The sequence below is a fragment of the Thiosulfatihalobacter marinus genome, from assembly GCF_016019955.1.
Taxonomy (GTDB): domain Bacteria; phylum Pseudomonadota; class Alphaproteobacteria; order Rhodobacterales; family Rhodobacteraceae; genus Shimia; species Shimia marinus_A.
Genome location: NZ_JAECRZ010000004.1, coordinates 90,839 through 117,148 on the forward strand (window position 1 = coordinate 90,839; position 26,310 = coordinate 117,148).

30 protein-coding genes are annotated in these 26,310 nt (G+C 63.7%); 16 read left to right on the forward strand and 14 right to left on the reverse strand.

Annotated features, from left to right (window positions below; translation table 11 throughout):
- Window positions 1–20: 20 nt before the first annotated feature.
- The 4 genes from I3253_RS07575 to argH all read right to left on the reverse strand — a co-directional run bounded on the left by I3253_RS07575 (window position 21) and on the right by argH (window position 2,174).
- A complete protein-coding gene (locus tag I3253_RS07575) occupies window positions 21–338 on the reverse strand; it encodes a DUF2834 domain-containing protein (protein WP_197917054.1) in 318 nt (105 codons plus the stop codon).
- A gap of 65 nt (window positions 339–403) precedes the next feature.
- Entirely contained in the window at window positions 404–583 is a 180-nt protein-coding gene (locus I3253_RS07580) for a hypothetical protein (RefSeq protein ID WP_197917055.1), read from the reverse strand.
- Window positions 584–627: 44 nt separating this feature from the next.
- A complete protein-coding gene (locus tag I3253_RS07585; protein WP_197917056.1) occupies window positions 628–786 on the reverse strand; it encodes a hypothetical protein in 159 nt (52 codons plus the stop codon).
- A complete protein-coding gene (gene argH / locus I3253_RS07590; RefSeq protein ID WP_197917057.1) occupies window positions 783–2,174 on the reverse strand; it encodes an argininosuccinate lyase in 1,392 nt (463 codons plus the stop codon). The genes I3253_RS07585 and argH overlap by 4 nt, the downstream gene beginning before the upstream one ends.
- A gap of 21 nt (window positions 2,175–2,195) precedes the next feature.
- Here argH and I3253_RS07595 point away from each other — a divergent pair, with 21 nt between their 5' ends.
- The 4 genes from I3253_RS07595 to I3253_RS07610 all read left to right on the forward strand — a co-directional run bounded on the left by I3253_RS07595 (window position 2,196) and on the right by I3253_RS07610 (window position 4,841).
- Complete coding sequence (locus I3253_RS07595) at window positions 2,196–2,804, forward strand: TlpA family protein disulfide reductase (protein ID WP_197917058.1); 609 nt, start codon at window positions 2,196–2,198, stop codon at window positions 2,802–2,804.
- 31 nt (window positions 2,805–2,835) lie between these two features.
- Entirely contained in the window at window positions 2,836–3,462 is a 627-nt protein-coding gene (locus I3253_RS07600; RefSeq protein WP_197917059.1) for a hypothetical protein, read from the forward strand.
- A 66-nt stretch (window positions 3,463–3,528) separates the two neighbouring features.
- Window positions 3,529–3,918, forward strand: a complete 390-nt coding sequence (locus I3253_RS07605; protein WP_197917060.1) for a hypothetical protein — start codon at window positions 3,529–3,531, stop codon at window positions 3,916–3,918.
- A complete protein-coding gene (locus tag I3253_RS07610; protein WP_197917061.1) occupies window positions 3,915–4,841 on the forward strand; it encodes a sterol desaturase family protein in 927 nt (308 codons plus the stop codon). The genes I3253_RS07605 and I3253_RS07610 overlap by 4 nt, the downstream gene beginning before the upstream one ends.
- A 140-nt stretch (window positions 4,842–4,981) precedes the next feature.
- Here I3253_RS07610 and I3253_RS07615 read toward each other — a convergent pair whose 3' ends face one another.
- Window positions 4,982–5,578 (reverse strand): DNA-3-methyladenine glycosylase I, encoded by a 597-nt coding sequence (locus I3253_RS07615; RefSeq protein ID WP_197917062.1) that lies wholly within the window; start codon window positions 5,576–5,578, stop codon window positions 4,982–4,984.
- A 113-nt stretch (window positions 5,579–5,691) separates the two neighbouring features.
- Between I3253_RS07615 and I3253_RS07620 the strand changes: the two genes are divergently transcribed.
- The 3 genes from I3253_RS07620 to phbB all read left to right on the forward strand — a co-directional run bounded on the left by I3253_RS07620 (window position 5,692) and on the right by phbB (window position 8,789).
- Window positions 5,692–6,540, forward strand: coding sequence for an EAL domain-containing protein (locus I3253_RS07620; RefSeq protein ID WP_197917063.1), 849 nt, complete (start codon window positions 5,692–5,694; stop codon window positions 6,538–6,540).
- 148 nt (window positions 6,541–6,688) lie between these two features.
- Entirely contained in the window at window positions 6,689–7,864 is a 1,176-nt protein-coding gene (locus I3253_RS07625; protein ID WP_197917064.1) for an acetyl-CoA C-acetyltransferase, read from the forward strand.
- Between the two features lie 199 nt (window positions 7,865–8,063).
- Window positions 8,064–8,789, forward strand: coding sequence for an acetoacetyl-CoA reductase (gene phbB, locus I3253_RS07630; RefSeq protein WP_197917065.1), 726 nt, complete (start codon window positions 8,064–8,066; stop codon window positions 8,787–8,789).
- Between the two features lie 560 nt (window positions 8,790–9,349).
- Here the strand turns inward: phbB and I3253_RS07635 are convergent.
- Complete coding sequence (locus tag I3253_RS07635) at window positions 9,350–9,508, reverse strand: hypothetical protein (protein ID WP_197917066.1); 159 nt, start codon at window positions 9,506–9,508, stop codon at window positions 9,350–9,352.
- Window positions 9,509–9,617: 109 nt separating this feature from the next.
- Between I3253_RS07635 and I3253_RS07640 the strand changes: the two genes are divergently transcribed.
- Both I3253_RS07640 and yddG read left to right on the forward strand, forming a co-directional pair.
- Entirely contained in the window at window positions 9,618–10,565 is a 948-nt protein-coding gene (locus I3253_RS07640; RefSeq protein ID WP_197917067.1) for a transcriptional regulator GcvA, read from the forward strand.
- Window positions 10,562–11,428 (forward strand): aromatic amino acid exporter YddG, encoded by an 867-nt coding sequence (yddG, locus tag I3253_RS07645; protein WP_197917068.1) that lies wholly within the window; start codon window positions 10,562–10,564, stop codon window positions 11,426–11,428. Before I3253_RS07640 ends, yddG begins: the two co-directional genes overlap by 4 nt.
- On the opposite strand, the gene I3253_RS07650 is transcribed toward yddG, so the two are convergent.
- The 3 genes from I3253_RS07650 to I3253_RS07660 form a co-directional block, all read right to left on the reverse strand.
- The gene (locus I3253_RS07650) at window positions 11,429–11,593 is read right to left on the reverse strand and encodes a YdcH family protein (protein WP_197917069.1); all 165 of its coding nucleotides are present in this window, start codon (window positions 11,591–11,593) and stop codon (window positions 11,429–11,431) included.
- A gap of 181 nt (window positions 11,594–11,774) precedes the next feature.
- Window positions 11,775–12,554, reverse strand: a complete 780-nt coding sequence (locus tag I3253_RS07655; protein ID WP_197917070.1) for a tRNA1(Val) (adenine(37)-N6)-methyltransferase — start codon at window positions 12,552–12,554, stop codon at window positions 11,775–11,777.
- Window positions 12,551–12,772, reverse strand: a complete 222-nt coding sequence (locus I3253_RS07660; RefSeq protein ID WP_197917071.1) for a putative signal transducing protein — start codon at window positions 12,770–12,772, stop codon at window positions 12,551–12,553. The genes I3253_RS07655 and I3253_RS07660 overlap by 4 nt, the downstream gene beginning before the upstream one ends.
- 58 nt (window positions 12,773–12,830) lie before the next feature.
- Here I3253_RS07660 and I3253_RS07665 point away from each other — a divergent pair, with 58 nt between their 5' ends.
- On the forward strand, window positions 12,831–13,832 hold the full coding sequence (locus tag I3253_RS07665; RefSeq protein WP_197917072.1) for a polyprenyl synthetase family protein: 1,002 nt from the start codon (window positions 12,831–12,833) through the stop codon (window positions 13,830–13,832).
- A gap of 13 nt (window positions 13,833–13,845) precedes the next feature.
- On the opposite strand, the gene I3253_RS07670 is transcribed toward I3253_RS07665, so the two are convergent.
- From I3253_RS07670 to I3253_RS07680, 3 genes are all read right to left on the reverse strand, one after another.
- Window positions 13,846–14,670: a 4-(cytidine 5'-diphospho)-2-C-methyl-D-erythritol kinase gene (locus I3253_RS07670; RefSeq protein ID WP_197917073.1), complete on the reverse strand. Its 825-nt coding sequence runs from the start codon at window positions 14,668–14,670 to the stop codon at window positions 13,846–13,848.
- Complete coding sequence (locus I3253_RS07675) at window positions 14,660–16,369, reverse strand: tetratricopeptide repeat protein (protein ID WP_197917074.1); 1,710 nt, start codon at window positions 16,367–16,369, stop codon at window positions 14,660–14,662. Before I3253_RS07675 ends, I3253_RS07670 begins: the two co-directional genes overlap by 11 nt.
- Window positions 16,370–16,515: 146 nt before the next feature.
- Entirely contained in the window at window positions 16,516–18,165 is a 1,650-nt protein-coding gene (locus I3253_RS07680) for an electron transfer flavoprotein-ubiquinone oxidoreductase (RefSeq protein ID WP_197917075.1), read from the reverse strand.
- 254 nt (window positions 18,166–18,419) lie between these two features.
- On the opposite strand from I3253_RS07680, the gene greA reads away from it, so the two are divergent.
- Both greA and I3253_RS07690 read left to right on the forward strand, forming a co-directional pair.
- On the forward strand, window positions 18,420–18,890 hold the full coding sequence (gene greA, locus I3253_RS07685; protein ID WP_197917076.1) for a transcription elongation factor GreA: 471 nt from the start codon (window positions 18,420–18,422) through the stop codon (window positions 18,888–18,890).
- A 29-nt stretch (window positions 18,891–18,919) separates the two neighbouring features.
- The gene (locus I3253_RS07690; RefSeq protein ID WP_197917077.1) at window positions 18,920–19,942 is read left to right on the forward strand and encodes a hypothetical protein; all 1,023 of its coding nucleotides are present in this window, start codon (window positions 18,920–18,922) and stop codon (window positions 19,940–19,942) included.
- Window positions 19,943–20,280: 338 nt separating this feature from the next.
- On the opposite strand, the gene I3253_RS07695 is transcribed toward I3253_RS07690, so the two are convergent.
- Window positions 20,281–21,423 (reverse strand): trans-sulfuration enzyme family protein, encoded by a 1,143-nt coding sequence (locus I3253_RS07695; RefSeq protein WP_197917078.1) that lies wholly within the window; start codon window positions 21,421–21,423, stop codon window positions 20,281–20,283.
- Between the two features lie 115 nt (window positions 21,424–21,538).
- On the opposite strand from I3253_RS07695, the gene I3253_RS07700 reads away from it, so the two are divergent.
- Together I3253_RS07700 and I3253_RS07705 are read left to right on the forward strand one after the other, a co-directional pair.
- On the forward strand, window positions 21,539–22,087 hold the full coding sequence (locus I3253_RS07700; RefSeq protein WP_197917079.1) for a pseudouridine synthase: 549 nt from the start codon (window positions 21,539–21,541) through the stop codon (window positions 22,085–22,087).
- Between the two features lie 110 nt (window positions 22,088–22,197).
- Window positions 22,198–23,007, forward strand: coding sequence for a division plane positioning ATPase MipZ (locus I3253_RS07705; RefSeq protein ID WP_197917080.1), 810 nt, complete (start codon window positions 22,198–22,200; stop codon window positions 23,005–23,007).
- A 12-nt stretch (window positions 23,008–23,019) separates the two neighbouring features.
- On the opposite strand, the gene I3253_RS07710 is transcribed toward I3253_RS07705, so the two are convergent.
- Window positions 23,020–23,469, reverse strand: a complete 450-nt coding sequence (locus I3253_RS07710; RefSeq protein WP_197917081.1) for a MarR family winged helix-turn-helix transcriptional regulator — start codon at window positions 23,467–23,469, stop codon at window positions 23,020–23,022.
- Window positions 23,470–23,546: 77 nt separating this feature from the next.
- Between I3253_RS07710 and hmgA the strand changes: the two genes are divergently transcribed.
- Both hmgA and fahA read left to right on the forward strand, forming a co-directional pair.
- A complete protein-coding gene (gene hmgA, locus I3253_RS07715; RefSeq protein ID WP_197917082.1) occupies window positions 23,547–24,902 on the forward strand; it encodes a homogentisate 1,2-dioxygenase in 1,356 nt (451 codons plus the stop codon).
- Window positions 24,903–24,983: 81 nt separating this feature from the next.
- Window positions 24,984–26,240 (forward strand): fumarylacetoacetase, encoded by a 1,257-nt coding sequence (fahA, locus tag I3253_RS07720; protein ID WP_197917083.1) that lies wholly within the window; start codon window positions 24,984–24,986, stop codon window positions 26,238–26,240.
- Window positions 26,241–26,310: the final 70 nt, after the last annotated feature.

The window sequence follows — 26,310 nt, forward strand, 5'->3', positions numbered from 1 at the left end:
GCGGGGGCTGGCCCCCGCCCCTAGGCGACAGGCCGGGCGCGCAGGAACAAATATAGCGGCAGCCCGAAACTCACCCCAACCAGAAATGTCGCCGGAATCGCCACCAAGGCCACCCAGTTGCGCCGCACCGAAACCTCGGCCAGGATCCAAACCGTCAGCGCCACCGCCGCGATCACCAGATCCCAATACAGCCCCGTGGTTGCCCGGCTCACTTTCCAAGCCGCGACAAGCCCTTGCAAATCGGCGCCATTCTCCAGCAACCAGGGCAGGAAATAGCTCATCGGGTGCACCGCGCCCCAGATCGCCAACCCCAGGAATATCCAACGCAATGGTGACATGCCGCCTCCCCGATTCTTGCCTGCCGCGGAAACGCCCGGACCGCCCGGCCCAACCACGTGCCCTACTAGCCGCTTCCGAAAATCACGCTGAACGGTCCCTTGCTCACCCCGACATGACCCGCGCCATACGTGCCGCCGGACCCAACGCCGATCGTGGCGCCCATCGTCGGCGTTACCGGCTCGCCATCCACACCGCAGGCGGCAAGAACACCAAACCCGGACAAAAATATCACGACACGCAGCATGTCACACCCCCGCTCGGCTTCAACAGACCGACAGCTTACCGCCATCACCCCTTGTAAACAACGCCCACCCGCGCATCGCCCGAAATCGTGATCCCGGATTTGGGCTGGGCCGCCGGCTGTTGGCGCGGCACCGCCTCCTGGCGCGCAAGCGGCTCGCAGGCCGCCAGAACCACCAGCGCCGCCCCCGCCAGCGCGGCCCTCACGCCAGCTTCTCCTGCCAGCGCGTCACCTGCTCGCGTACCCGTTCCGGCGCCGTGCCCCCATAGGACAGGCGGGATGCAACCGAATTATGCACCCCAAGCACGCCAAACACCTCCTTGGTGATCGCCCCGTGAACCCCCTGCATATCGTCCAGCGTCAGATCCGGCAGATCGCATCCGCGCGCCTCGGCCATGGCCACCAGCGTGCCGGTCACGTGATGCGCCTCGCGAAACGGCATGTTCAGCGCCCGCACCAGCCAGTCGGCCAGATCGGTCGCGGTGGAAAATCCGCTGCCCGCCGCCGCTTCCAGACTGTCGCGATTGGCGCTCATGTCCCCAACCATGCCTTCCATCGCCGCCAGCGCCAGCATCAGGTTGTCGGCGGCGTCAAACACCTGCTCCTTGTCTTCCTGCATGTCCTTGGAATAGGCCAGCGGCAACCCCTTCATCACCGTCATCAACGCCACATTGGCCCCGAATATCCGCCCGATCTTGGCCCGGATCAGCTCGGCGGCGTCGGGGTTCTTCTTTTGCGGCATGATGCTCGACCCGGTCGAGAACCGGTCCGAAAGGGTCACGAACCGGAACTGCGCCGAGGACCAGATCACCAGTTCCTCGGCAAAACGGCTCAGATGCATGGCACAGATCGACGCGGCGGCCAGGAATTCCAGCGCGAAATCGCGATCCGACACCGCGTCCAGCGAATTGGCCGCGGGGCCGTCAAACCCCAGCGCCTCTGCCGTCATGTGCCGGTCGATCGGAAACGATGTCCCGGCCAGCGCCGCCGCCCCCAGAGGGCATTCGTTCATCCGCCGCCGCGCGTCCTCGAACCGCGACTTGTCCCGCCCGAACATCTCGACATAGGCCATCATGTGATGCCCCCATGTCACCGGCTGGGCGGTTTGCAGATGGGTGAATCCGGGCATCACCCAATCGGCCCCCGCCTCGGCCTGCACCAGCAGCGCCCGGATCAGCGCCTCCAGCCCCGACATCGCCGCGTCGATCTGGTCGCGCACCCACAGCTTGAAATCGGTCGCCACCTGGTCATTGCGCGAGCGCCCCGTATGCAGCCGCCCCGCCGGCGCGCCGATCAGCTCCTTCAGGCGCGCCTCGACATTCATGTGAATGTCTTCCAGCGCGGTGGAAAACCGGAACGTGCCGCTGTCAATCTCTGACAACACCGTGAGAAGCCCTTCCCGAATGGCCTCGGCATCGCTATCAGTCAGAATGCCTGCCTTGGCGAGCATCGCCGCGTGGGCCCGCGATCCGGCAATGTCCTGCGCGGCCATCCGCTGGTCGAACCCGATCGAGGCATTGATCGCCTCCATGATCGCATCCGGCCCTGCGGCGAAACGGCCGCCCCACATCTGGTTCGAGGTATCTTTGGTCATGACGTGCCCTTCGGAGGGAAGATGAAAATGAAAAGGTCCGCGCTGGTTTATACGGGGCTGGCGGCATTCGCAATTGCAGCCGTGGGCTTTGTCGCGATCAGGAACCCGGCCACTGCCGGCGCCGGCCTTGAAACCGCCCAGTTCGCCCAGATGCGCGAAGGCGACATGCTCAAGCTCAATTTCCACGCCACGCCGAAACCGGTGCCCGACACGCCCTTCATCACCGGCGAGGGCGGCGAGGGGCGGCTGTCGGATTACCAGGGCAAGGTGATCCTGCTCAATTTCTGGGCCACCTGGTGCGCGCCCTGCCGCAAGGAAATGCCGATGCTGTCGCAATTGCAATCCGATCTCGGCGGTGACAGCTTTGCGGTCGTTACCCTGGCCACCGGGCGCAACATGGTGCCCGCGATGCAGCGGTTCCTGGACGATATCGGGGTGTCGAACCTGCCCCTGCATCGCGACCCCAAACAGCTTGTGGCGCGCGAAATGGCCGTCTTCGCTCTGCCGACAACCATCCTGATCGACATGCAAGGGTATGAAATCGCCCGACTTCAGGGGGAAGCGGACTGGTCGAGCGAAAACGCGCGTGCTATCATCAAGGCCGTTATCGGAAAGAGTGCGGCGCGCTAGGCGCATCTGCACGCCCCGCGAAAGTGCTGCCATGACGTTCCGCCAGTGCGCGGCGTTCCTTGTGATTGCCGCGATTGTTACCGCTTCGCCCGTGATGGCGCAGGATGTGCGTTCCGACAAGAAACGCTCGCGCCTGCACGAACTGTCGTCCGTGTCGCTCAAGGGCGATGCCCGCAGCGCGTTCCGGCGCTTCAAGCGCAAGGCGCGCTATTATGGCGCCTTTTATGCCAATCCGGCCGAACAGGTGGCCGGCGCCTATTGGGACGCGTCCAACATCGAAACCGCCGATTCCGTTGCGCGCGCCGCCTGCGAGAGCAATTCGCGCGATCCCTGGGGCTGTGTTCTGGTGGCGCGCGTTCTGCCCAAGGACTATGATCCCGAACGCACGGGGCTGACCCTGTCGCGCAAGGGAAACAAGGAGTTCCGCGAATATACCCGGCTTCAGGCCGAAGACCGCTTTGGCGCCTTTGCGATGTCCGAAAATGGCGCGGTGGGCTATTCCTGGGCCGAAGCCTCGCAGTTCACGGCCGAACGCGAGGCGCTGAAACGCTGTGAAAAGGCCGTGCGCAAATTGCTGCGCCGCACACCGGATCATATGCAGGATGCGATCAGCAATCCGGGCAACAAGACCTGCCGGATCGTGCATCGCGCCGGCTGACCTCGCGCCACCTTTGACAAACCGTCATGGCCCTTGTTTTCATTGAACACAGGAAGGGAGGGCGCCATGCCGCTTGAGATCTTGCTGATTTTTGTCGTCGCCGGCATCTCCGGCATCGCACTGCTGCTGCACCTTCTGGGCCTGTCGCGCGGCGCGGTCTTTGCCGATGAAGACGCGGCGCGCGCGGCCTGGCTGCGCGAGTTTCCCTATGAGACACCTGGCCGGATCACCCTGTCTTCCGACCGGCGCGCGGCACTTGTGTGCACGGACAGGGGCACCGGCATGGCCTGGTGCCTGGGCGCCGATACGGTTGCGCGCCCGCTGGCGGGGGCGGATCTGCGGGCCACGGAAGCCGGGCTGCGCATACTGTTTCATGATCCCGCGCTGGCGCCCCTGACCATTGCGCTGTCCGCGCCCGACCGTGCCGCCTGGCAGAACAAAGTGAGATTTGCATGAGCGATCAACTGACCTATCCCGACGTGGTTTCCCTGGCCGTGCCGTTCTTTATCGTTGCGATCCTGGTTGAGCTGGCCTGGATCGTGATCAAAGGGCGTGGCGGGCGCTATGAAACCCGCGATGCGCTGACATCGCTGATCATGGGGGCCGGGAATGTCGCCTCGGGGATCGTTCTGGGTTTTGTCGCCTGGGGTGTGTTCATGGCGCTGTGGCGGATCACGCCGCTGGATCTTGGCACCGCGTGGTGGGTGGTTGTCCTGTGCTTCGTGCTGGACGATCTGCGCTATTACTGGGTGCACCGGTTTGGCCACCGCATTCGCTGGGTCTGGGCCAGCCACGTGAACCACCATTCCAGTCAGCACTACAACCTGACGACCGCGTTGCGCCAGACATGGACCGGCACGTTCACCTTCATGATGATCGTGCGCGCGCCGCTGATCCTGCTGGGCTTTCATCCGGCGATGGTGCTGTTTGTCGGCGGGCTGAACCTGATCTACCAGTTCTGGATCCACACCGAAGCCATCGGCCGGATGCCGCGCTGGTTCGAGGCAGTGATGAACACACCGTCGCACCACCGGGTGCATCACGGCCGCAACGCGCGCTATCTGGACTGCAACTATGCCGGGGTGTTTATCGTCTGGGACAGGCTTTTCGGCACATTCGTGCCCGAACAGGCCCGCGAAAAGGTGGATTATGGCCTTGTGCACAATCTGGGCACGTTCAATCCGCTGCGGGTGGCATTTCATGAATGGATCGGCCTGTTTCGAGACATCGCGCAGCACGGGCTGAGCTGGCGCGAGCGCCTGCTTTATGCCGTGGCGCCGCCGGGCTGGAGCCATGACGGCAGCCGCCAGACCTCGGACCAGATCAAGGCGGCGCATCTGGAGCGCCATCCCGAAGACCGCGGAGGGCCCGGTTTCTGAACCGGCGCTCCCGCCCCCGGCGCGACGCAGCAAGGCTGCGCCGGCCGGGGTTGGGCGTGGCTCAGCAGAGCTGAGCCTGAGAGGGGCGCTGCCCCGTCGCGCAAGCGCGACTCCCCGGAGTATTTGTGGCAAAATGAAGGTCAGGACCCTGTTGCGAAAAGCGGGTTGGGCGGCAGGCCGGCCACCGGCGCATGGGACGGGCAGGTGAGGAGGTGGTCATTGACCATGCCGACCGCCTGCATGAACGCATAAACGATTGTTGGCCCGCAAAACTTGAAGCCCGCCTTTTTCAGATCGCGCGAGATCTGTCGGGAGAGCGCGGTTTGTGCGGGAACATCGGCCTGGGTTGTCCAGTGATTCTGAACCGGGTGGAAATCGACATAGCGCCACAGGAACATGTCGAACCCGTCGCGGGCCTCGATCTCGCACCAGGCGCGGGCGTTTGCGATCGTGGCCTCGATCTTGCCGCGATGACGTACGATCCCGGCATCGTCCAGCAGACGCGCCACATCCGCTTCGCCCCAGCTGGCGATGACCGTCGGGTCGAAGCCGTGAAAAGCGTGACGGAAATTGTCACGCTTTTTCAATATGGTGATCCAGCTCAGCCCGGCTTGGAATCCGTCCAGGATCAGCTTTTCCCACAGCGCGCGGCTATTGTATTCCGGCACGCCCCATTCGGTGTCGTGGTAGTCCAGGTAAATCTGATCCTGCCCGGCCCAGCCGCATCTTTCACTCATATTTCCCCCGCCCGGCCCGGCCGGTTCGTTCGAATTTTAGCATTAAACAGGCGTTCACGGGTTTGAGGCCATTGTGCCTGTGGTCTGTTCATAACTTGCCGGGGGCCGACGTGATGCGTCAAAGGAAAAAGAAGGGGCACAAGCCCGAGGGCGGGCGTGAACAGCGCAATCCGCTGGATTACGCGGTCGCCACGCGCGACCGGGCCACGCTCGACATGGTCGAGGCAGCAATTCGCCACAAACAGGTGATGCTGGCCTATCAGCCGATCGTCAGCGCGCAGCACACCCGACAGGTTGCGTTTTACGAAGGATTGCTGCGGGTGCTGGACGATACTGGCCGGATCATCCCGGCCAAGGACTTCATGGGCGCCGTCGAAAACACCGAAACCGGGCGGCGGCTTGATTGCCTGGCGCTGGAACTGGGGTTGGAAACCTTGCAGGCGCAACCCGGGCTGCGCCTGTCAATCAACATGTCCGCACGGTCCGTCGGCTATGCCCCGTGGGCAGACATCCTGCAACGCGCGGTGGGCCGCGTTTCAACCCTGGGGGAACGTCTGATTCTCGAGATCTCGGAAGGATCGGTCAACCAGGTGCCTGATATCGTACAGAATTTCATGACCAACATGCGCGCCAGGAATGTCAGCTTCGCGCTGGACGATTTCGGCGCCGGGATGACATCGCTCCAGGTGTTTCGCACATTTCCATTTGATTTCATCAAACTGGACGGCAGCTTCAGCCGTGACATCTGCACCGATCGCGCCAACCAGGTTCTGGCCAGCGCCGTGGCCGCGATCGCGCAAAAGTTCGATATGGTCTCGGTCGCGAGCCGGGTCGAGGCACCAAGGGATGCCCGTGTCATGGCTGAACTGGGATTTGACTGTCTGCAAGGCTTTGCCTTTGGCGCGCCCACGGTGTCCCCGCCATGGGCGGACACTGGGCCAAAGACCGCCAAGCAGGGCTGAACACGGGCATACCTTACCGCAATGAGACACCCTGTCCGTTGCCGCGACGCGGCTAATACGGTATTGACGCCGCGGTAACGAAGCCGGTGCCTGCCCTCTGAGGGGACGGTCCGGTTTCGTCCAGTCATTTGGTAAAGGAAACTAATACATGACGAACGTAGTGATCGCCTCGGCAGCCCGGACCGCTGTCGGAAGCTTCAGCGGCTCTTTTGCCAATACGCCGGCACATGACCTGGGCGCCACGGTGCTGAAGGCGCTGGTCGACCGCGCCGGGGTTGACGCGTCGGACGTGTCCGAAACCATCCTCGGCCAGGTGCTGACCGGTGGCCAAGGCCAGAATCCGGCCCGCCAGGCGCATATCAATGCCGGTTTCCCAAAGGAAGCCGCGGCCTGGGGCATCAACCAGGTTTGTGGCTCGGGATTGCGTGCCGTTGCACTGGCCGCGCAGCACATTCAGTTGGGCGATGCCGCGATCGTGGCTGCGGGTGGCCAGGAAAACATGACGCTCAGCCCGCATGTCGCGTATCTGCGCGCGGGCACCAAGATGGGCGATGTCAAATATATCGATTCGATGATCCGCGACGGGTTGTGGGATGCTTTCAACGGCTATCACATGGGCCAGACCGCCGAGAACGTGGCCGAGAAATGGCAGATTTCCCGCGACCAGCAGGACGAATTCGCCGTGGCCTCGCAGAACAAGGCCGAAGCCGCGCAAAAGGCCGGCAAATTCGCGGATGAAATCACCCCCTTCACCGTGAAAACCCGCAAGGGCGACATCGTGGTTGATGCCGACGAATACATCCGCCGCGGCGCCACCATGGAAGCCATGCAGAAACTGCGCCCCGCCTTCACCAAGGACGGGTCTGTCACGGCGGCGAACGCCTCGGGCCTGAACGACGGGGCCGCCGGCGCGCTGCTGATGAGCGCGGATGAGGCCGAAAAGCGCGGGATCGAGCCGCTGGCGCGCATTGCGTCCTACGCCACCGCTGGTCTGGACCCGTCGATCATGGGCGTCGGCCCGATCTATGCCAGCCGCAAGGCGCTGGACAAGGCGGGCTGGTCGGTTGACGATCTTGATCTGGTCGAGGCCAACGAAGCCTTTGCCGCTCAGGCCTGCGCTGTGAACAAGGAGATGGGCTGGGATCCGGCAATTGTGAACGTGAACGGCGGGGCCATTGCCATTGGCCACCCGATCGGCGCCTCGGGCGCACGTATCCTGAACACTTTGCTGTTCGAAATGCAGCGGCGCGGCGCCAGGAAAGGCCTTGCCACGCTTTGCATCGGTGGCGGTATGGGCGTGGCAATGTGCCTGGAACGTCCGTAAATCCGCGCCCCCGCGTGATTGAATTTTTCAGAAAGGGGCGCGCAAATAGCGCCCCTTTTCCCGTTTCGGGAGGTTCGCCCGCATCAGCCGAATAACAAAAATCTGCACTGCGGCAATTTTCTCGCGCAACATTGTTGCGCATCAACAATTAAATGCGTAACAGAGTTACCAACGCATAACGCCAGATTGGAGGACACCCATGGCACGAACAGCACTCGTCACCGGCGGATCGCGCGGGATCGGCGCGGCCATTTCCAAGGCCCTGAAAGCCGAAGGCTACAACGTCGCCGCATCCTATGCCGGCAATGACGAAGCCGCCGCCGCCTTTACCGCCGAAACCGGAATCAAGACCTACAAATGGGACGTGGCCAGCTATGACGCTTCCGAGGCCGGAATTGCCCAGGTCGAGGCCGATCTTGGCCCGATTGACGTGGTTGTCGCCAATGCCGGCATCACCTGGGACGGATTCTTCCACAAGATGAAGCCTGAACAGTGGCAGAAGGTGATCGACACCAACCTGACCGGCGTGTTCAACACCGTGCGCCCGGTCTGGCCCGGCATGCGCGAGCGCAAGTTCGGCCGCGTGATCGTCATCTCGTCCGTGAACGGCCAAAAGGGTCAGGCCGGTCAGGTCAACTATGCCGCCACCAAGGCCGGAGACATCGGCATCGTGCGCTCGCTGGCCCAGGAAGGTGCGCGCGCCGGCATCACCGCCAACGCGGTCTGCCCCGGCTATATCGGCACCGAAATGGTGCGCGCCATCCCGCAGGAAGTTCTGGACAAGAACATCATCCCGCAGATCCCCGCAGGCCGCCTGGGCGAGCCTGAGGAAATCGCGCGCTGCGTGGCTTTCCTCGCGTCGGACGATGCCAGCTTCATCAACGGCTCGACGATCTCGGCCAACGGCGCCCAGTTCTTCAGCTAAGCCGCGCTGAACGCAAAATACATTGGGCCGCTCCAACCGGGGCGGCCCTTCTTGTTGCAAGGCACATTTGGCGCGGTTTCAAGGCCGCAGGCCGCCGCGCCGCCGCCCGACCTCCCCCCGGGAGGGCGCTTTGGCACCGATGTATCAACCTGTTTTATGATCAGATCGTTGCAAGACAAACCGCGTCCCAGAGACCGCAAAGGCGCCCACCCGAGGTCGGGCCCCGGCGCGCGTCCCCCGAAAAGAAAAGGACCGCCCTTCACAGGCGGTCCCCATCATCCCGTAAGTGCCTAGGGTCAGGACCCATTAATCCCGCGCCACTGGTTTGACAGATTTGCTGTCTGACTACGTACAATGCCGCAGGAATAGTGGTTCTATTTCAAGGCATTGAAAGGACGTCAGGCGGCAAATCCGTCAAATCCGCAGGACGCCAAAACCATTTTATCTCAGCGGCTTGGCACGCTTGGAAATAGAGCCACTATATCCGGCGCGCGCCAAACCCCCGATATTTCGTGGATTTGGCGCCAGTGGTGCAGGATTAATGGGTGCTGACCCAAGTCTCAGGCGCAGCGGGAAGGTTCCGTAAGAACCGCGCGGTCCAGCGGAACGTCCTTGCGTGCAAACAGCCACTTGAAAACAGAAACAAGGGCCTGCCCCCGCGCGGCATGTGCGTCGCGATAGGCGCGGGCGGTGCGGGCATTGGATGCAACTTCAAACATGGTGGCCTCCTTGGGGCTGTGCGATATGTCTTGCACTCAATATGGATTTAACCGTTCCCCTTCACAAACGAGACTTTTCAAACATTCAGTTAAGTTGTACTTAACTGAGATGCCGGATCGCCTGCCCTCGCTCACCGCCCTGCGCGCCTTCGAGGCCGCCGCCCGCCACATGTCCTTTGCCCAGGCCGCGGCCGAGTTGCACGTTACCCCCGCCGCGCTGTCCTACCAGATCAAGTCGCTCGAAGCGCATCTTGGCACCCCGCTTTTCCTGCGGCTCAACCGGGCGGTCCAGCTGACAGAGGCCGGGCGCACCCTGGCCCCCGGCACGCACGAGGCCTTTCAGACACTCACCAATGCCTGGCGCAGCGCGACCCGCCTGCAAGACAACACCACGCTCAACGTCACCGCCGGTCCGGCGTTCACCGCAAAATGGCTGGCCCCGCGGCTTTACGATTTCGCCCGTGACCACCCCGAGATCGACCTGCGCTTTTCCGCCACCCTGCGGCTGCTGGATTTCGATCGTGACGAGGTCGATGTCGCCATTCGCTTCGGTTATGGTCCGGATGACGGGCTCTGGTCGCTGCCCCTGCGCGAAGAATGGGTGACGCCGGTCATGACACCCGAACTTGCGGCGCAATATCCCACGCCGCAAAGCCTGACGCGCGCGCCGCTGATGTTTGACGATTCCATCGATTTTCTTGATCCGCCCTGCGACTGGCCCACGTGGTTCCGCGCCGTCGGGATCCGATTCACCCCCACCCACGGCCCGCATTTTTCTCAGGCCGATCACGCGGTGGATGCCGCGTTGTCGGGCGCCGGAGTGGTTCTGGGGCGGCGCGCCATGGTGGTCAAGGACCTGCACGAAGGCCGCCTGGTCGCGCCCTACCGGGTGGCATTGGAATCCAAGGCGCGGTTCCGTTTCCTCTGCCGCCCCGGCACCGAAAACCGCCCCCAGATCGCCGCCTTCCGCGACTGGATGCTGCGAGAGGTGGACAAAACCGCCTCGGTGCATGACACACTGGACATTATTCCGGTCGAAGAGGTGCCCCCCGCATGACCCGGTCCCGCGCCACCGCCATCGGCTTTGTCGCCGTTCTGCTTTGGGCTTTGCTGGCGCTGTTCACCGTGGGCACGGCGCCCACGCCGCCGCTTCTGCTCAACGCGATCAGCTTTACCATCGGCGGCGGGATCGGCATGATCTGGGTTGCACGCACGGGCGGTTTTGCACGGCTGCGCGCCATCAGCTGGAAGATTTACGCCTTTGGCACGCTGGGCCTGTTTGGCTATCACGCGCTCTATTTCAGCGCCCTGCGCCTTGCGCCCGCTGCCGAGGCCGGGCTGATCGCCTATCTCTGGCCGCTGCTGATCGTGCTGTTTTCCGGCCTCCTGCCCGGCGAACGGCTGCGGCGCGGCCACCTTGTCGGGGCGCTGTGCGGATTTGCCGGTGCCGCACTGATCATCGCCGGGGGCAGCGGTGCGGGTTTCGACATCACCTCTCTGCCCGGCTACCTGCTGGCGCTGGCCGGCGCGCTCACCTGGGCGGGCTATTCCGTCATCTCGCGCCACCTGGGCGCGGCCCCCACCGCCACCGTCGCCGTGTTCTGCGTGGCTACGGCGATCCTGTCCGCCGGGCTGCATCTTGTACTGGAGGAAACCATCTGGCCCGCCACGCCGCTGGCCTGGGCGTCGGCACTGGCGCTTGGGCTCGGCCCGGTGGGGCTGGCCTTCTATGTCTGGGATATCGGGGTCAAAAGGGGCGACATCCAGCTTTTGGGCACCGCATCCTATGCGGCTCCGCTCTTGTCGACACTGATCCTTGTGGGGGTCGGTGTCGCAGAGCCAACATGGTTGCTGGCCGCTGCGACCGTTCTGATCACCGGCGGCGCGATCCTTGCCGCGCGCGCCAGCTTGCGGGGCTGATCACGCCGACAGGCGCTCAATCTCTTCCTTGAGCTTCAGCTTCTGTTTCTTCATCTCCGCGATTTCCAGATCGCTGGAGCCGGGCGATCGCTGTTCCTGTTCGACTTGATCCGAGAGGGCTTCGTGCTTGCGTTTCAGTTCTTCCAGGTGCGCGCTCACGCTCATTCTCTATCTCCTCTCAAGTTAAGACAACACCGTCAGTGCAGCACAAATCCCGCAGACTGTCACGCGCCGAGTGCGTCAAACTTGTGACAGAAGTGGATTTTTGCCGACCTGCCGCGCAGCCCGTTTTCCCCGGCAGGACCGGCAGATCGCCGCAAGCCCCGGCAAAACCCGAGAAAATCACTCAGCCAGCGCGACGCGCGCGCCCGCGCGCCGGAAATTCCAGCGCCGCACCGTCCCGCAGCACGGCGCGAATCTGCGCTGTATAGCTTTCCCGGTCCCCGTCATGCGCCGCACCCGCGTGCATCACCACCGGCGCGTGCAGGCAAAACGCGGCCCGCCCGCCCTTGCGCGCCCGCACCAGAACAAGCCCGGGCGCGCGGCCCGTGCGCGCTTGCAGCGGCAGCACCTCGACAGATCCCAGCCGCCCCAGCATCGCCACCAACAGATCGGGCAGCCGTTCGGTGCGGTGAATGAAACTTGCATATCCTCCGGGTGCCAGCCGGCGCGCGGCCACATCCACCCAGCTCTTCAGCGGCGTCGCCTCGCCCATGGCCATCTCGCGGCCCGGCTCTTCGGCCATGGTGCTGCTGCCCCGGTCGAAATAGGGCGGATTGGCCAGAACGTGGTCAAACCGGGCCTGCCGCAAATCGCCCGGCAACCGCGCCAGGTCTGCCGTCACGATCCGCGCCGCCTGCCGGTTCGCCGCGGCATTGTCCTGCGCCAGCGCGGCATACTCCGCTTGCAGCTCCACCCCCGTCAGCTCCAGCCCCGGCACCCGCGCGCCCAGACAAAACAGCGCCGTGCCCACGCCACAGCCCAGCTCCAGCACCCGCTGCCCGTCCCGCGCCGGAACCGAGGCCGCCAGCAGCACCGGATCCACCCCCGCGCGATAGCCGCGCGCGGGCTGGCGAATGCGCACCCGCCCGTCAAGATAGCCGTTTTCCGTGATCGTGGCGCTCACATCGAGCGTCCCAGCTCGATCCCATTGTCCCGCATCACCACTTCGGCGGCGGCCAGTTCCGTGCTGCGCACCATCAGGCGGCGCGGCAAAATGCCGATCGACCCTTCCAGCACGCTCATATTTACGTCCATTTCAAAGCAGTCTATACCCTCCCCCCGAAGCAGGGCTGAGGCAAACGCGATGATCGTCGGGTCATTACTGCGCAAAAGCTCGTTCATACTGGGGATGTAAGATCAGGGACGGCCCGGAGTCGACCCCTGTTACGGGAACTTGACCATGAGTCTTGATGACGCCGCCACAAAACCGCACGAAGCACTGGCCAGATTGCTGCAACAGGAACTGGCGGCGGTGAACGGCCTGATCCAGGAACGCATGGCCTCGCAACACGCCCCCCGCATTCCCGAAGTCACCGCGCATCTTGTGGGGGCCGGCGGCAAACGCCTGCGCCCGATGCTGACCCTGGCCGCCGCGCGGCTGTGTGGCTATGACGGGCCCTATCACGTGCATCTGGCCGCCACCGTGGAATTCATCCACACCGCAACCCTGCTGCATGACGATGTGGTGGATGAAAGCCGTCAGCGCCGGGGCCGCCCCACGGCCAACCTGTTGTGGGACAACAAATCCTCGGTTCTGGTGGGCGACTACCTGTTTTCCCGCAGCTTCCAGCTGATGACGGAAACCGGCAATATCGACGTGCTGCGCATCCTGTCCAATGCCTCGGCCACGATTGCCGAGGGCGAAGTGCTGCAACTCACCGCCGCCACCGATCTGCGCACCGACGAATCCATCTACCTGCAAGTGGTACGCGGCAAGACGGCGGCGCTGTTTTCCGCCGCGACCGAAGTGGGCGGAGTGATTGCCGGGGCCGATCCGGCGCATGTGCAGGCACTGTTCGATTACGGCGACGCGCTGGGGATCGCCTTCCAGATTGCCGACGATCTGCTGGACTACCAGGGAGACAGCAAGACCACCGGCAAGAACGTGGGCGACGATTTCCGCGAACGCAAGCTGACGCTGCCGGTGATCAAGGCGGTCGCACAGGCCACCGGGGACGAGCGCGCCTTCTGGGTGCGCACCATCGAAAAGGGCAAACAGGCCGACGGCGATCTGGATCGGGCGCTGGCGATCATGGACAAATACGACACGCTGCGCGCCACGCGGGCCGATGCCATGGCCTGGGCCGACAAGGCCAAGACCGCCATCGCCACCCTGCCCGAACACGAGATCCGCACCCTGCTGGGCGACATCGCCGATTACGTGGTCGCCCGTCTGGCCTGAGCCGCGACGCGCCTCACCGCAACCGGCAGGCCCGTACCCACCAGGCCGGACAGGCCGCGCGCAACGCCGCCGCGCCAGCCTCGGCGCTGTCCTGCGTGTCAAACAGCGCGAAACAGGTCGCGCCCGATCCCGACATGCGCACCATCAGCGCCCCGGGCAAATCCGCCAGCGCCGCCAGAACCGCGCCAATCACCGGCTGTTGCGCCATCGCCGGTGGCTCCAGATCGTTGCGCTGTTGCGTCGCCCAGCCCGCCACATCCGCAACCGACATCGCCGTCGGGACCGGCGCCATCGGCGGATTGTCCTTGCGTGCCAGCGATTTGAACACCGACGGCGTGGATACCTCCACGCCGGGATTGACCAGCACCGCCGGAAGCTCGGGCAAGCCCTCAACCGGCGACACGACCTCGCCGATCCCTTCCATCACCGCCGCGCGTGCCAACAGGCACACCGGCACATCCGCCCCCAGCGACAGCCCATGATCCACGGGCAAATTCCGCCCCGCCAGCGCCACCAGCGCCCGCAGCGCCGCCGCCGCATCCGACGACCCTCCGCCGATACCGGCAGCGGCGGGCAGGTGTTTTTCCAACGTAAGATGCGCCTGCACCCCCAGCGCCTCCGCCGCGCGCCATACAAGGTTGCTTTGGTCCGCAGGCACCCCCCGCGCCATCGGCCCGCGCACGTCCAACGACATGACCCGCGCGGCGCGCGCGGTCACGCGATCCCCGACATCGGCGAACACCACCAGCGATTGCAACAGATGATACCCGTCAGCGCGCTGGCCGGTCACATGCAGGGTCAGGTTGATCTTGGCCGGGGCAAATGCCTCAACCGTCATTGGCCACCTGGAGCGGCGGTGCGCCTTCCTCTTGCAGCACCACGTCCAGCCCCACTTCCAGCTTGCGCCGGATCCTGTCGGGCTTGGCCTCTTCCGCCGTTTCCTCGTCGACAAAGCTCAGCGCCCGCCGCCACTGGAATTCAGCTTCAAGCTGGCGACCCACCGCCCAATAGACATCGCCCAGATGATCGTTCACCACCGGGTCCACCGGCATCAGCTCGGTCGCCCGTTCCATGGGTTCCACAGCTTCCTCGAACCGCCCCAGCCGAAACAGGACCCAGCCCAGCGAATCTACGATATAGCCGCTGTCGGGCCGGGCCGCGACGGCGCGCTCGATCATGTCCAGCGCCTCGTCCAGCTTGATCTTTTTCTCAACCATCGTGTAGCCAAGATAGTTCAACACCTGCGGCTGCTCCGGGCTCAGCTCCAGCGCGGCGCGGAAATCCGCCTCGGCCCTGGGCCAGTCCCCCATCCGCTCATACGATATGCCGCGCGCGTAATAGATGAACCACTGGCGCTCCTCGGCCTCGTCATACAGATTCAACGCCCGGTCATAGGCCGCAACCGCGCCCGCGAAATCCTTTTCCTGACGCAACAGATCGCCCAGCGCGGTGTGCACCACGGGCAGATCGCCATGGGTACGCGCCAGTTGTTCCAGCACCTCGATGGCCGCCTCGGTCTTGCCCGACTGGCGCAGCGCCTCGGACCGGCCAAGCTCGGCGGCATGGAAAGACGGATTGTCCGCCGGGATCTGCCTGTAGGCCTCTGTCGCCAATTCGTAGCGGCCCAGCGTTTCCAGCAATTCGGCGGTCAGCAGCCGCGCGTCGGTCAGGCCCGGGCGCAGGAATTCGGCGACCCGCGAATACAGCAGCGTATAGTCGGCATTGGCCTCGTTGCGCAGCGCGCTGGCCAGTGAATAGAATACTTCGGCCACGCCGTCGGCGGCACTTGTGACATGGGTGAATGGCAGCACCTCGCCCGCGTCCAGCGCGGCCCGCATCTGGCGAAGCGCGGGGTCCAGATCGCCACCGAACAGGTCATCCAGCATGGCAAGGGCCTCGTTGTTGCGGTCCAGCTGGCTCATGATCTCCAATCGTGCCATGATCCCGCGCCGCGTCATCTGTACCCCGTTCAGATCCCCGGTCGCATAGATTGCCTCGGCCCCCTCGAAATCGCCGACCGATGCCAGCGCCAGCGCCTTGTGGAAGGCCGCGAACCCGCCCAGTCCGGGCTGTTTGGCCACCACGTCGAACGCGGCCAGCCCCGCCGACATATCGCCCCGCCCGATCTCGCTCCAGGCGGTCAGCAAGCCGTCCACCAACGGTCCGACAAACCCCTCGTCGCCCAGACGGCCCAGCAGGTCGTCAAAGGCGCCGTCATGCACCAGCCCGGCTGCCAGCACCATATTCGCCAGCTGGCTTTGCATCCCGCCGTCGTCCATCCGCCGCGCAATCGGCAAGGCATTCTCAAGCTTGCCCAGCGACAGAAAGGCCAGCACCGCATTCTCCAGCAACACCGGGTTCCCCGAGTCGCGGATCAGCGCCCGGGTATAATATTGCGCGGCAGCCTCGAAATCGCTGTCATAGCTGGCCTGGCGGGCCGCCAGATACGAACCGGAAAGCCCCTCGGCATGACCCGGAAGGGATGCCGTTGCCAGAAGCGCCGACAAGGTGATGGAACGGAAAAGATGACTGGCCACAGAAGGCTCCCGCAATAGACGATTGCGAAAACCTAGTCTGCCCCCCGCCGACACGCAATGGGGCGGCCCGCAGACCGCCCCATGAAAGTGATGAAATGTGACCGTTGCGCCCGTCGCGCGGGCACGCGCGGGCAATTGCCGCGCGATCACATGTTGGGATAATTCGGCCCGTCCCCGCCCTGTGGCGTGACCCAGGTGATGTTCTGGCTGGGATCCTTGATGTCGCAGGTCTTGCAGTGCACACAATTCTGGAAATTGATGACAAAGCGCGCGTCCTTGCCCTCTTCCTCGACAATCTCGTACACCCCGGCCGGACAGTAGCGCTGCGCCGGTTCCGCGTATCTGGGCAGATTCACCTTCACCGGGATGCTCTCGTCGCCCAGCCGCAGGTGGCAGGGCTGGCTTTCCTCGTGGTTGGTCATTGAAAAGGACACGTTGGTCAACCGGTCAAACGACAGCTTGCCGTCGGGCTTGGGATAATCGATCGGCTTGTGCTTGTCCGCCGTTTCGGTGGCGTCGGCGTCGTTCTTGCCATGACCCAGCGTGCCGAACAGCGAAAAGCCGGCCGTGTTGGTCCACATGTCCAGCCCGCCCAGCACCATGGATGCCGTCAGCCCCCATTTCGACCACATCGGCTTGACGTTGCGCACCTTCTTCAGGTCTTTGCCGATCGCGCCGTTGCGCACTTCGTCCTCATAGGCGGTCAGCGCATCGCCAGACCGCTCTGCCCGGATCGCCTCAAACGCCGCTTCGGCGGCCGCCTTGCCGCTCAGCATGGCGTTGTGGTTGCCCTTGATACGCGGCACGTTGACCATGCCCACCGAACAGCCCAACAGCGCCACGCCCGGCGCCACCATCCCGGGCATCGACTGAAACCCGCCTTCGCTGATCGCGCGCGCGCCATAGGCCACGCGCTTGCCGCCCTTCAACAACTCGGCCACCATCGGGTGATGCTTGAACCGCTGGAATTCCATATAGGGGAACAGATGCGGGTTCCTGTAGTTCAGATGCACCACGAAACCCACGTAAACCTGATTGTTCTCAAGGTGATAGATAAAGGATCCGCCGCCCGCGTTGCTGTTCAGCGGCCACCCCATCGTGTGCGTGACCGAGCCTTCGCGATGCTTGTCCGGGTCGATCTCCCAGATTTCCTTCATGCCGATGCCGAATTTCTGCGGCTCCTTGCCCTTTTGCAGCTCGTATCTGGCGATCACCTCCTTGGACAGCGACCCGCGCACACCTTCGCCCAGGAACACATACTTGCCATGCAGTTCCATCCCCGGCTCGGTATTGGGGCCATAGGATCCGTCCGGCTCCAGCCCGAAAACACCGGCCACAACCCCCTTCACCTCGCCATTGTCGCCGTAAACCAGCTCGGAACAGGCCATGCCCGGGAAAATCTCCACGCCCAGCGCCTCGGCCTGCTCGGCCATCCAACGACAGACATTGCCCATCGACACGATATAGTTGCCATGGTTGCTCATCAGCGGCGGCATCGGCAGGTTGGGAATGCGGATTTCGCCCGCTTCGCCCAGCATATAGAACCTGTCTTCCCTGACCGGCACGTTCAGCGGCGCGCCCTTGTCCTTCCAGTCCGGGATCAGCGCATCAAGCCCGCACGGATCCAGCACCGCGCCCGACAGGATATGCGCCCCCACTTCCGATCCCTTCTCCAGCACCACCACGTTCAGATCCGCGTCCAACTGCTTGAGCCGGATCGCCGCGCTCAGGCCGGCAGGCCCGGCCCCTACGATGACCACATCATATTCCATGGCTTCGCGTTCGATTTCCGACATTGGATTCCCTTCCCGCATGGCTGGCGACATAAAGTTTCGCATCTGCTAGCCCGTTCCGGAACAATACGTCAATCGGAACCCCACGACATTTGCCGACAAATCCCCCTGTTGGCGCTGACATCATGCATATTTGCGCTTGCATTGCGGCCTGTCTCTTGCTTTTGGAAGAAGGCTCGGGGCACTCTGCCCAAGTAATTGAAATACGACCCGCCGCCACTTCGCTCTGGCGGCCAAGGACCAACGGGGCAAAACCCATGGAAAAGATACCGATGACCCGCGCCGGCTATGCGGCGCTTGAGGCAGAATTGAAACAGCTCAAGTCCGTGGAACGCCCGGCCATCATCCGCGCGATTGCCGAGGCCCGCGAACATGGCGACCTGTCCGAAAACGCCGAATATCATTCGGCGCGCGAAAAACAGTCCTTCATCGAGGGCCGCATCAAGGAACTTGAAGGCATCATCGGGCTGGCCGACGTGATCGATCCGGCCTCGCTGTCCGGGACCATCAAGTTCGGCGCCACCGTGACGCTGGTGGACGAAGACACCGACGAGGAAAAGACCTGGCAGATCGTGGGCGAGCACGAGGCCAATGTCGAAGCCGGGCTTCTGAACATCAAATCGCCCATCGCCCGCGCGCTGATCGGCAAGGATGAAGGCGACAGCGTCGAAGTACGCACACCGGGCGGCGAAAAAAGCTACGAGGTGCTCAGCATCTCCTTCGTGTAACATCTTTGGGTCAGGCCGGTTCGAACCACATGGCAGACGACAACGACAGCAAGCCCACCCCGCTGGGCATCTATGACAGGGCCCAACAGCCCCGCGTCACCGGGATCGAGGTGGTCGCGGTCGGGCTGAGCTTTGTGTGGCTGGCGGGCACCGTCATCTTCTTTCTCGTGCTCAAACCCGATACCAGCCAGGATGTCGACAACCTGCGCTTCCTCATGACCCTGCTGGCGATCTTCATGCCGGTGGCGATGATCTGGGTCGCGGCCACGGCGGCGCGGTCGTCGCGTGTCATGCGCGAGGAAAGCGCGCGCCTGCAAGCCGCGATCGACGCCATGCGCCGCACCTATGTGGCGCAGGCCCAGGGCAGCGGCCAGAAGGGTGCCCTGGAACCTTCCGTCGCCAGAAAACTGGACGAGATCGCCGCCGCCACACGCAAGACGGAAACCGCGCTGGCCACCTTCTCGACGACGCGCGGGCACGACGATGCGATTCGCAAACCGCCCGAGCCCGCCGCTCCGGCGGCAGATGGCGCCGATCAGGGTCTGCTGGCGCTTGGCACCCCGGCCGAAGCGCTTTCGCCGCCCCTGCCGCGCGCCGATTTCATCCGCGCGCTGAATTTTCCCGAAACCGCCGAGGACAAGGAAGGTTTCGCCGCCCTGCGCAAGGCGCTGCGCGACCGGCAATCCGCGGCGCTGATCCAGGCCGCACAGGATGTGCTGACCCTGCTCAGCCAGGACGGCATCTACATGGACGATCTGCGTCCCGATCTGGCCCGCCCGGAAATCTGGCGCCGCTTTGCCACCGGCGAGCGTGGCCGCGCCATTGCCGCGCTCGGCGGGATCCGGGACCGCTCGTCGCTGGCGCTGGCCGCCGGGCGCATGAAGCAGGATCCGATCTTCCGGGACGCGGCCCACCATTTCCTGCGCCGCTTCGACAACAGCTTTGTCGAGTTCGAGGAAACCGCCACCGATGCCGAGATTGCGGCGCTGGCCGATACCCGCACCGCGCGCGCCTTCATGCTGCTCGGACGTGTTGCGGGAATCTTCGACTAGGGTCAGGACCCATTAATCCTGCACCACTGGTTTAACAGATTTGCTGTCTGACTACGTACAATGCCGCAGGAATAGTGGTTCTATTTCAAGGCATTGAAAGGACGTCAGGCGGCAAATCCGTCAAATCCGTAGGACGCCAAATCCACTTCATCCCAGCGGCTTGGCACGCTTGGAAATAGAGCCACTATGTCCGGCGCGCGCCAAACCCCCGATATTTCGTGGATTTGGCGCCAGTGGTGCAGGATTAATGGGTCCTGACCCTAAGCGGGCGTTGCGCAGTTTCCGCACCGCAGTACCGACGGGATACCGACGCCGTGCCGACGCGCTGCCGACGGTGTTTATTGCCCCAGCGCCTGCCCCAGATCCGCGATCAGATCGGCGCTGTTTTCAATCCCCACCGACAGGCGCAACAGGTTCTCGGGAATGCCGGTATGCGGCTCGATCGTGTGGCGATGCTCTACCAGGCTTTCAACCCCACCCAAAGACGTGGCTCGGTGAAAAACCTGCATCTTTCCAGCCACTTGCAAGGCTTCCTCGCGCGTGCCGCGCAGCAGGAACGACATCAGAAACCCCTGTCCGCCCGGCATCTGCTCCCGCGCCAGCACGTGCTGGGGATGGCTTTCCAGCCCCGGATACCACACCGCCTCGACACGCGGATGATCCTCCAGAAAACGTGCGGTTTTCAATGCGTTATCGCACATCCGCCGGACCCGCACGTCCAGCGTCCGCATACCCCGCAGCAACAGCCACGCCTCGAACGGTCCCATCACCGCGCCCGCGCCGGCCCGGTCATTGACGATCGCGTCCCACATCTCTCCCGGCGCCCGCGTCACCAGCACACCGCCCAGCACATCCGAATGCCCGTTGATCACCTTGGTGGTCGAGTGCATCACGACATCCGCGCCCAGATTCAACGGGTTGGACAGGATCGGTGAGGCTGCGGTGCTGTCCACCGCCAGCAACGCGCCGCAGCTCTGCGCGGCCTTCGTCGCCCGGGCGATGTCCACGATTTTCAGCCACGGGTTTGACGGGGTCTCCACCCAGATCAGCGCCGCCGGCCCCTGCGCACATGCCGCGTCCAGCGCGCCTGCGTCGCTGGCATCCACTTCGCTCATAACCACCTGACGACGCGCGCAAAATTCGCGAATCCATTTGGTCGTTCCCCAATAGATTCCCGATTGCACGATCACCCGCGCGCCGCCGGGCACCGCCCGGAACAGCGCCGCGATCGCGGCCATGCCGCTGGGAAACACCAACGCATCATGCCCGCGCTCCAGCCGGGTCAGCACCGCTTCGGCCTGTCGCACCGCGTCGTTGTGGTCGCGCGCATAGGTGTTCGCGGGATTAACCGGCTGGTAATCCGGGCCGCGTAGAAAGGTCGTCGATGGCTGGATCGGCGGCACCACGCCACCGCTCGCCATATCCACCGCGCCGCCCGCCTGGGCCAGCAATGTCTCGGGATGCATGTCGCCGGGTTTCATCCTTGCGCTCCTTGTCGATCTGGGCGTGCCATCGTGGCCGTGCCCATGTGGGGCCAAGCGCGCCCGACATGCAAGACCCCTCGCCAGCGCGCGGTCAAGCTGCTACGCAGCCGCCATGGCCCGCACGATCCTGTTCAACAAACCCTTCGATGTACTGTCGCAATTCACCGATCGCGGCACCACCGGCAGCCCGCGCCAGACGCTTTCGGATTTCATCGATATTCCGGGCGTTTACCCCGCCGGCCGCCTGGATCGTGACAGCGAGGGGTTGATGGTGCTCACCGATGACGGCGCTCTTCAGGCCCGCATCTCGAACCCGCGCCACAAGCTGGCCAAGACCTATTGGGCCCAGGTCGAGGGCCTGCCCGACGACGACGCCCTGCGCGCCCTCGCCACCGGCATTGTCCTCAAGGACGGCCCCACCCGTCCCGCCACGGCCCGGCGCATCGATCCCCCTGCCGGCCTCTGGCCGCGCACGCCCCCGGTCCGCTTTCGCAAATCCGTCCCCGACTGCTGGATCGAACTGACCCTGCGCGAGGGACGCAACCGCCAGATCCGCCGCATGACAGCCGCCATCGGCCATCCCACCTTGCGCCTGATCCGCGCCCGCATTGGCAACTGGGCCCTCTGCGGCCTGCAACCGGGCGAATGGCGCGACATCTGAAAGACAACAGAGGCCACTTTTCCTGTGGATAAACACAACATATAGTGGACTTGGCCGGATACGCGCCGTATTCCGGCAACAAAACCAAACCGATCAGGGGCGCAAGGCGGATGGCACATATCATCGTTGTCGGCAATGAAAAGGGCGGCGCGGGCAAATCGACACTGTCGATGCATATCGCAACGGCGCTTGCCCGCATGGGGCACAGGGTGGGTGCGCTCGATCTTGACCTGCGGCAGAAAAGCTTTGGCCGCTATGTCGATAACCGGCGGAATTTCCTAGAGAAATCCGGCCTTGATTTGGCAACCCCCACCTATTCCGACCTGCCCGAAATCGATCCGTCCACATTGCAGCCAGGCGAAAACATCTATGATCACCGGCTCTCGGCGGCCATTGCGGCCCTGGAACCGGGCAATGATTTCATCCTGATCGACTGTCCCGGATCGCACACCCGCCTGTCGCAGGTGGCGCATTCCCTGGCCGACACGCTGGTGACGCCGCTCAACGACAGCTTTGTCGATTTCGACCTTCTGGCCCATATCGACAGCGACGGCGAGAAAATCCTCGGACCTTCCGTCTATTCCGAAATGGTCTGGAACGCCCGCCAGTTGCGCGCGCAGGCCGGGCTAAAGCCGATTGACTGGATCGTGATGCGCAACCGGATGGGCGCGCAGCAGATGGTCAACAAGGAAAAGATGGGCCGCGCGCTGGATCACCTGGCCAAGCGCATCGGATTTCGGGTCGCCCCCGGTTTCAACGAACGCGTGGTGTTCCGCGAACTTTTCCCGCGTGGGCTGACCCTGCTGGATCTGCGCGATATCGGGGTCAAGCAGCTCAACATCTCCAATGTCGCCGCGCGCCAGGAACTGCGCGACCTGCTCAAGGCCCTGAACCTGCCCGGCGTCAGCGCGGATTTCTGACCGAACGGCGAATCACCCCGCCGCGTCCAGCCCCGCCAGCCGCTTGAGCATCATGCGCAAAAGCGCCACTTCGCCGCTGGTGAACTGCCCGCGCAACCGCGCGTCATAATCCTCCGCCTCGGTCCGCAAATCGCGATAGGCCGCCTCTCCCGCCGGTGTCAGCTTCAGGTATTCGACGCGCCGATCCTCGTCGCTGCGCGCCCGCACGACAAACCGCCGCTCGCTTAGCTTCTGGACCGCGCGGCTGATTTTTGTCTTGTGAATCCGGGCCTTGTCGCAAATTCCGGTCGCCGTCATCTGGCCATATGTGCCCAGGTGAAACAGCACCCGCCATTCGGTTCGCAGCATTCCATAACGGTTCTTGTAGGCTTTCTGAAACGCAAGGCTGCTTTCCTCGGCCGCCTGATTCAACAGGTACGGCAGGAAATCCTGCAAAGCGAACTCGCTGTCCTTTTTTGGCATGAAACGTGCCCTCCTGCTTGTTAGTTACAAAAACAACCATTACCAAAGCAACTAAATTCGAAACAGGAGCGCGCAACATGACCCCACAAACTGTTCCGACCCGCATGCAATTGGCCCCTTCCCCCGAAGGCCCGCACCAGGGTTACATGCCCGGCTTCGGCAACGACTACGAAACCGAGGCACTGCCCGGCGCCCTGCCCCAGGGCATGAACTCGCCGCAGAAATGCAACTACGGCCTTTACGGTGAACAGCTCTCGGGCACGGCCTTTACCGCCAACCCGCCGGAACGGACCTGGTGCTACCGCATCCGCCCCTCCGTGAAACACTCTGCCCGCTACACCCGGATCGATCTGCCCTATTGGAAATCGGCCCCCTGCGTGGACCCGGATGTCACGTCGCTGGGGCAATATCGCTGGGATCCCGTGCCCCATTCCGATACCCCGCTGACATGGCTCACGGGAATGCGCAGCATGACCACGGCGGGCGACGTGAATACTCAGGTCGGCATGGCCAGCCATGTCTATCTTGTGACCGAATCGATGGTGGATGACTATTTCTTCTCGGCCGACAGCGAATTGCTTGTCGTGCCTCAAGAGGGCCGCCTGCGCTTTTCCACGGAACTGGGCATCATCGATCTGGAGCCCAGGGAAATCGCCATCCTTCCGCGCGGGCTGATTTACCGCGTCGAGGTGCTCGAAGGCCCCGCCCGCGGCTTTGTCTGTGAAAACTATGGCCAGAAATTCGAGCTGCCCGGGCGCGGCCCGATCGGTGCCAACTGCATGGCCAATCCGCGCGATTTCAAGGCCCCCGTGGCCGCCTTTGAGGATCGCGAAGTCCCGTCAACCGTCACCGTGAAATGGTGCGGTCAGTTCCACCAGACCAGGATCGGCCAGTCCCCGCTGGACGTGGTCGCCTGGCACGGCAACTATGCGCCGCTGAAATACGATCTGCGCAGCTACTGCCCGGTCGGCGCGATCCTGTTCGATCATCCCGACCCGTCAATCTTTACCGTGCTGACCGCCCCGTCAGGCCAACCCGGCACCGCCAATATCGATTTCGTACTGTTCCGTGAACGCTGGATGGTGGCCGAGGATACGTTCCGTCCGCCCTGGTATCACAAGAACATCATGTCCGAACTGATGGGCAATATCTACGGCCAGTACGATGCCAAGCCACAGGGCTTTGTCCCCGGCGGCATGAGCCTGCACAACATGATGCTGCCCCATGGCCCGGATCGCGAGGCGTTCGAGAAGGCGTCCAATGCCAATCTCGGCCCGGACAAGCTCGACAACACCATGTCCTTCATGTTCGAAACCCGTTTTCCACAGCATCTCACGCCCTTTGCCGCCAGCGAGGCGCCGTTGCAGGATGATTACATCGATTGCTGGAGCGATATCGAAAAGAAATTCGACGGCACGCCCGGCAAGAAATAATGGCATGGTGCGCCGTAAAGGCGCACCCTACACGCACCATGGGATGCGCGCTCGCCGCGCACCGATCAAAAAGGACGACACATGCCTCTGCTGAAATCCTGGGTGACATCGGCCAATGACGCCAACCACCCTTTCCCGCTCAACAACCTGCCCTGCGGCGTCTTGTCGACCCAAGGCACGCAAGAGCGTTGCGGCGTTGCCATCGGCGACATGATCCTCGATCTGGCCGCCGCCGAAGAATCCGGTCTGGTCCGTGTGGCCGACATGCCGGTCTTCGACGTGCCCTATTGGAACGAGTTCATGGAACTGGGCGCCGACACATGGGGCAGGCTGCGCACCCGGCTCATCGACTTGCTCGCCGAGGGCAGCGCCGATCAGGCCGCGGTCGCGCCGCTGCTGGTGCCCATGGCCGACGCAGAGCTGCACATGCCCGTCGTCGTTCCCGAATACACCGATTTCTATGCCGGCCGCCACCACGCGCTGAACGTCGGAACCATGTTCCGTGGCCCGGAAAACGCGCTGCCCCCGAACTGGCTGCACATCCCCATCGGCTATAATGGCCGCGCCTCTTCGGTGGTTGTCTCGGGCACCGATATCCGCCGCCCCTGGGGTCAGCTGAAATCGCCCGATCACGACCGCCCCGCCTATCTGCCCTGCCGCCGCTTCGACATCGAACTGGAAATGGGCGCCATTGTCGGCACCGCCTCCCAAGGGCCGATCACCGTGGCCGAGGCGGATGCCAATATCTTCGGCTATGTCCTGCTCAACGACTGGTCGGCGCGTGATATCCAGGCCTGGGAATACCAGCCCCTCGGCCCGTTCCAGTCCAAGGCCACCGCGACATCGATCAGCCCCTGGATCGTCACCAGGGCGGCACTGGAACCGTTCCGCTGCAACACGCCGGAACGCCTCGCCGAACTGCTCGACCACCTCAAGGATTGCGGCCCGATGCTCTATGACATCGACCTCCAGGTCACGATGGCCCCCGCCGGCAAACCCGCCACCACCATCGCCCGCACCAACTATTCCGAAATGTACTATTCCTCGGCCCAGCAACTGGCCCATCACACCACGTCGGGCTGCCCGATGAATGTGGGCGATCTGCTGGGCTCGGGCACCATCTCGGGCCCGGAAAAGGAAAACCGAGGCTCGCTGCTGGAACTCAGCTGGGGCGGCAAGGAGCCGCTGACACTCGATACCGGCGACACGCGCAGCTTTATCGAGGACGGCGATACACTCACCCTCTCGGGCGCCGCGCGCGGCGATGGTTACACCATCGGCTTTGGCGACTGCACCGGCACCGTCCTGCCCGCGCTCAAGGATCCTTACGCCCGCTAACCCTTTCAATGTTCCCCAAATACTCCCGCCGGAGGCGTCCCGCACTCTCCTCCGCCGCACCGCCAGAAGG

Bases quoted from the DNA above. Each gene is read 5' to 3' on its own strand.
- I3253_RS07575 (WP_197917054.1), bottom strand. From the start codon at position 338: ATGTCACCATTGCGTTGGATATTCCTGGGGTTGGCGATCTGGGGCGCG.
- fahA (WP_197917083.1), top strand. From the start codon at position 24,984: ATGCCTCTGCTGAAATCCTGGGTGACATCGGCCAATGACGCCAACCAC.
- I3253_RS07635 (WP_197917066.1), bottom strand. From the start codon at position 9,508: ATGTTTGAAGTTGCATCCAATGCCCGCACCGCCCGCGCCTATCGCGAC.
- I3253_RS07580 (WP_197917055.1), bottom strand. From the start codon at position 583: ATGCTGCGTGTCGTGATATTTTTGTCCGGGTTTGGTGTTCTTGCCGCC.
- yddG (WP_197917068.1), top strand. From the start codon at position 10,562: ATGACCCGGTCCCGCGCCACCGCCATCGGCTTTGTCGCCGTTCTGCTT.
- I3253_RS07710 (WP_197917081.1), bottom strand. From the start codon at position 23,469: ATGCCAAAAAAGGACAGCGAGTTCGCTTTGCAGGATTTCCTGCCGTAC.
- argH (WP_197917057.1), bottom strand. From the start codon at position 2,174: ATGACCAAAGATACCTCGAACCAGATGTGGGGCGGCCGTTTCGCCGCA.
- I3253_RS07640 (WP_197917067.1), top strand. From the start codon at position 9,618: ATGCCGGATCGCCTGCCCTCGCTCACCGCCCTGCGCGCCTTCGAGGCC.
- I3253_RS07620 (WP_197917063.1), top strand. From the start codon at position 5,692: ATGCGTCAAAGGAAAAAGAAGGGGCACAAGCCCGAGGGCGGGCGTGAA.
- I3253_RS07665 (WP_197917072.1), top strand. From the start codon at position 12,831: ATGAGTCTTGATGACGCCGCCACAAAACCGCACGAAGCACTGGCCAGA.
- I3253_RS07660 (WP_197917071.1), bottom strand. From the start codon at position 12,772: ATGAACGAGCTTTTGCGCAGTAATGACCCGACGATCATCGCGTTTGCC.
- I3253_RS07670 (WP_197917073.1), bottom strand. From the start codon at position 14,670: ATGACGGTTGAGGCATTTGCCCCGGCCAAGATCAACCTGACCCTGCAT.
- I3253_RS07615 (WP_197917062.1), bottom strand. From the start codon at position 5,578: ATGAGTGAAAGATGCGGCTGGGCCGGGCAGGATCAGATTTACCTGGAC.
- I3253_RS07600 (WP_197917059.1), top strand. From the start codon at position 2,836: ATGACGTTCCGCCAGTGCGCGGCGTTCCTTGTGATTGCCGCGATTGTT.
- I3253_RS07680 (WP_197917075.1), bottom strand. From the start codon at position 18,165: ATGTCGGAAATCGAACGCGAAGCCATGGAATATGATGTGGTCATCGTA.
- I3253_RS07605 (WP_197917060.1), top strand. From the start codon at position 3,529: ATGCCGCTTGAGATCTTGCTGATTTTTGTCGTCGCCGGCATCTCCGGC.
- I3253_RS07595 (WP_197917058.1), top strand. From the start codon at position 2,196: ATGAAAATGAAAAGGTCCGCGCTGGTTTATACGGGGCTGGCGGCATTC.
- I3253_RS07705 (WP_197917080.1), top strand. From the start codon at position 22,198: ATGGCACATATCATCGTTGTCGGCAATGAAAAGGGCGGCGCGGGCAAA.
- phbB (WP_197917065.1), top strand. From the start codon at position 8,064: ATGGCACGAACAGCACTCGTCACCGGCGGATCGCGCGGGATCGGCGCG.
- I3253_RS07690 (WP_197917077.1), top strand. From the start codon at position 18,920: ATGGCAGACGACAACGACAGCAAGCCCACCCCGCTGGGCATCTATGAC.
- I3253_RS07700 (WP_197917079.1), top strand. From the start codon at position 21,539: ATGGCCCGCACGATCCTGTTCAACAAACCCTTCGATGTACTGTCGCAA.
- I3253_RS07610 (WP_197917061.1), top strand. From the start codon at position 3,915: ATGAGCGATCAACTGACCTATCCCGACGTGGTTTCCCTGGCCGTGCCG.
- I3253_RS07650 (WP_197917069.1), bottom strand. From the start codon at position 11,593: ATGAGCGTGAGCGCGCACCTGGAAGAACTGAAACGCAAGCACGAAGCC.
- greA (WP_197917076.1), top strand. From the start codon at position 18,420: ATGGAAAAGATACCGATGACCCGCGCCGGCTATGCGGCGCTTGAGGCA.
- hmgA (WP_197917082.1), top strand. From the start codon at position 23,547: ATGACCCCACAAACTGTTCCGACCCGCATGCAATTGGCCCCTTCCCCC.
- I3253_RS07695 (WP_197917078.1), bottom strand. From the start codon at position 21,423: ATGAAACCCGGCGACATGCATCCCGAGACATTGCTGGCCCAGGCGGGC.
- I3253_RS07625 (WP_197917064.1), top strand. From the start codon at position 6,689: ATGACGAACGTAGTGATCGCCTCGGCAGCCCGGACCGCTGTCGGAAGC.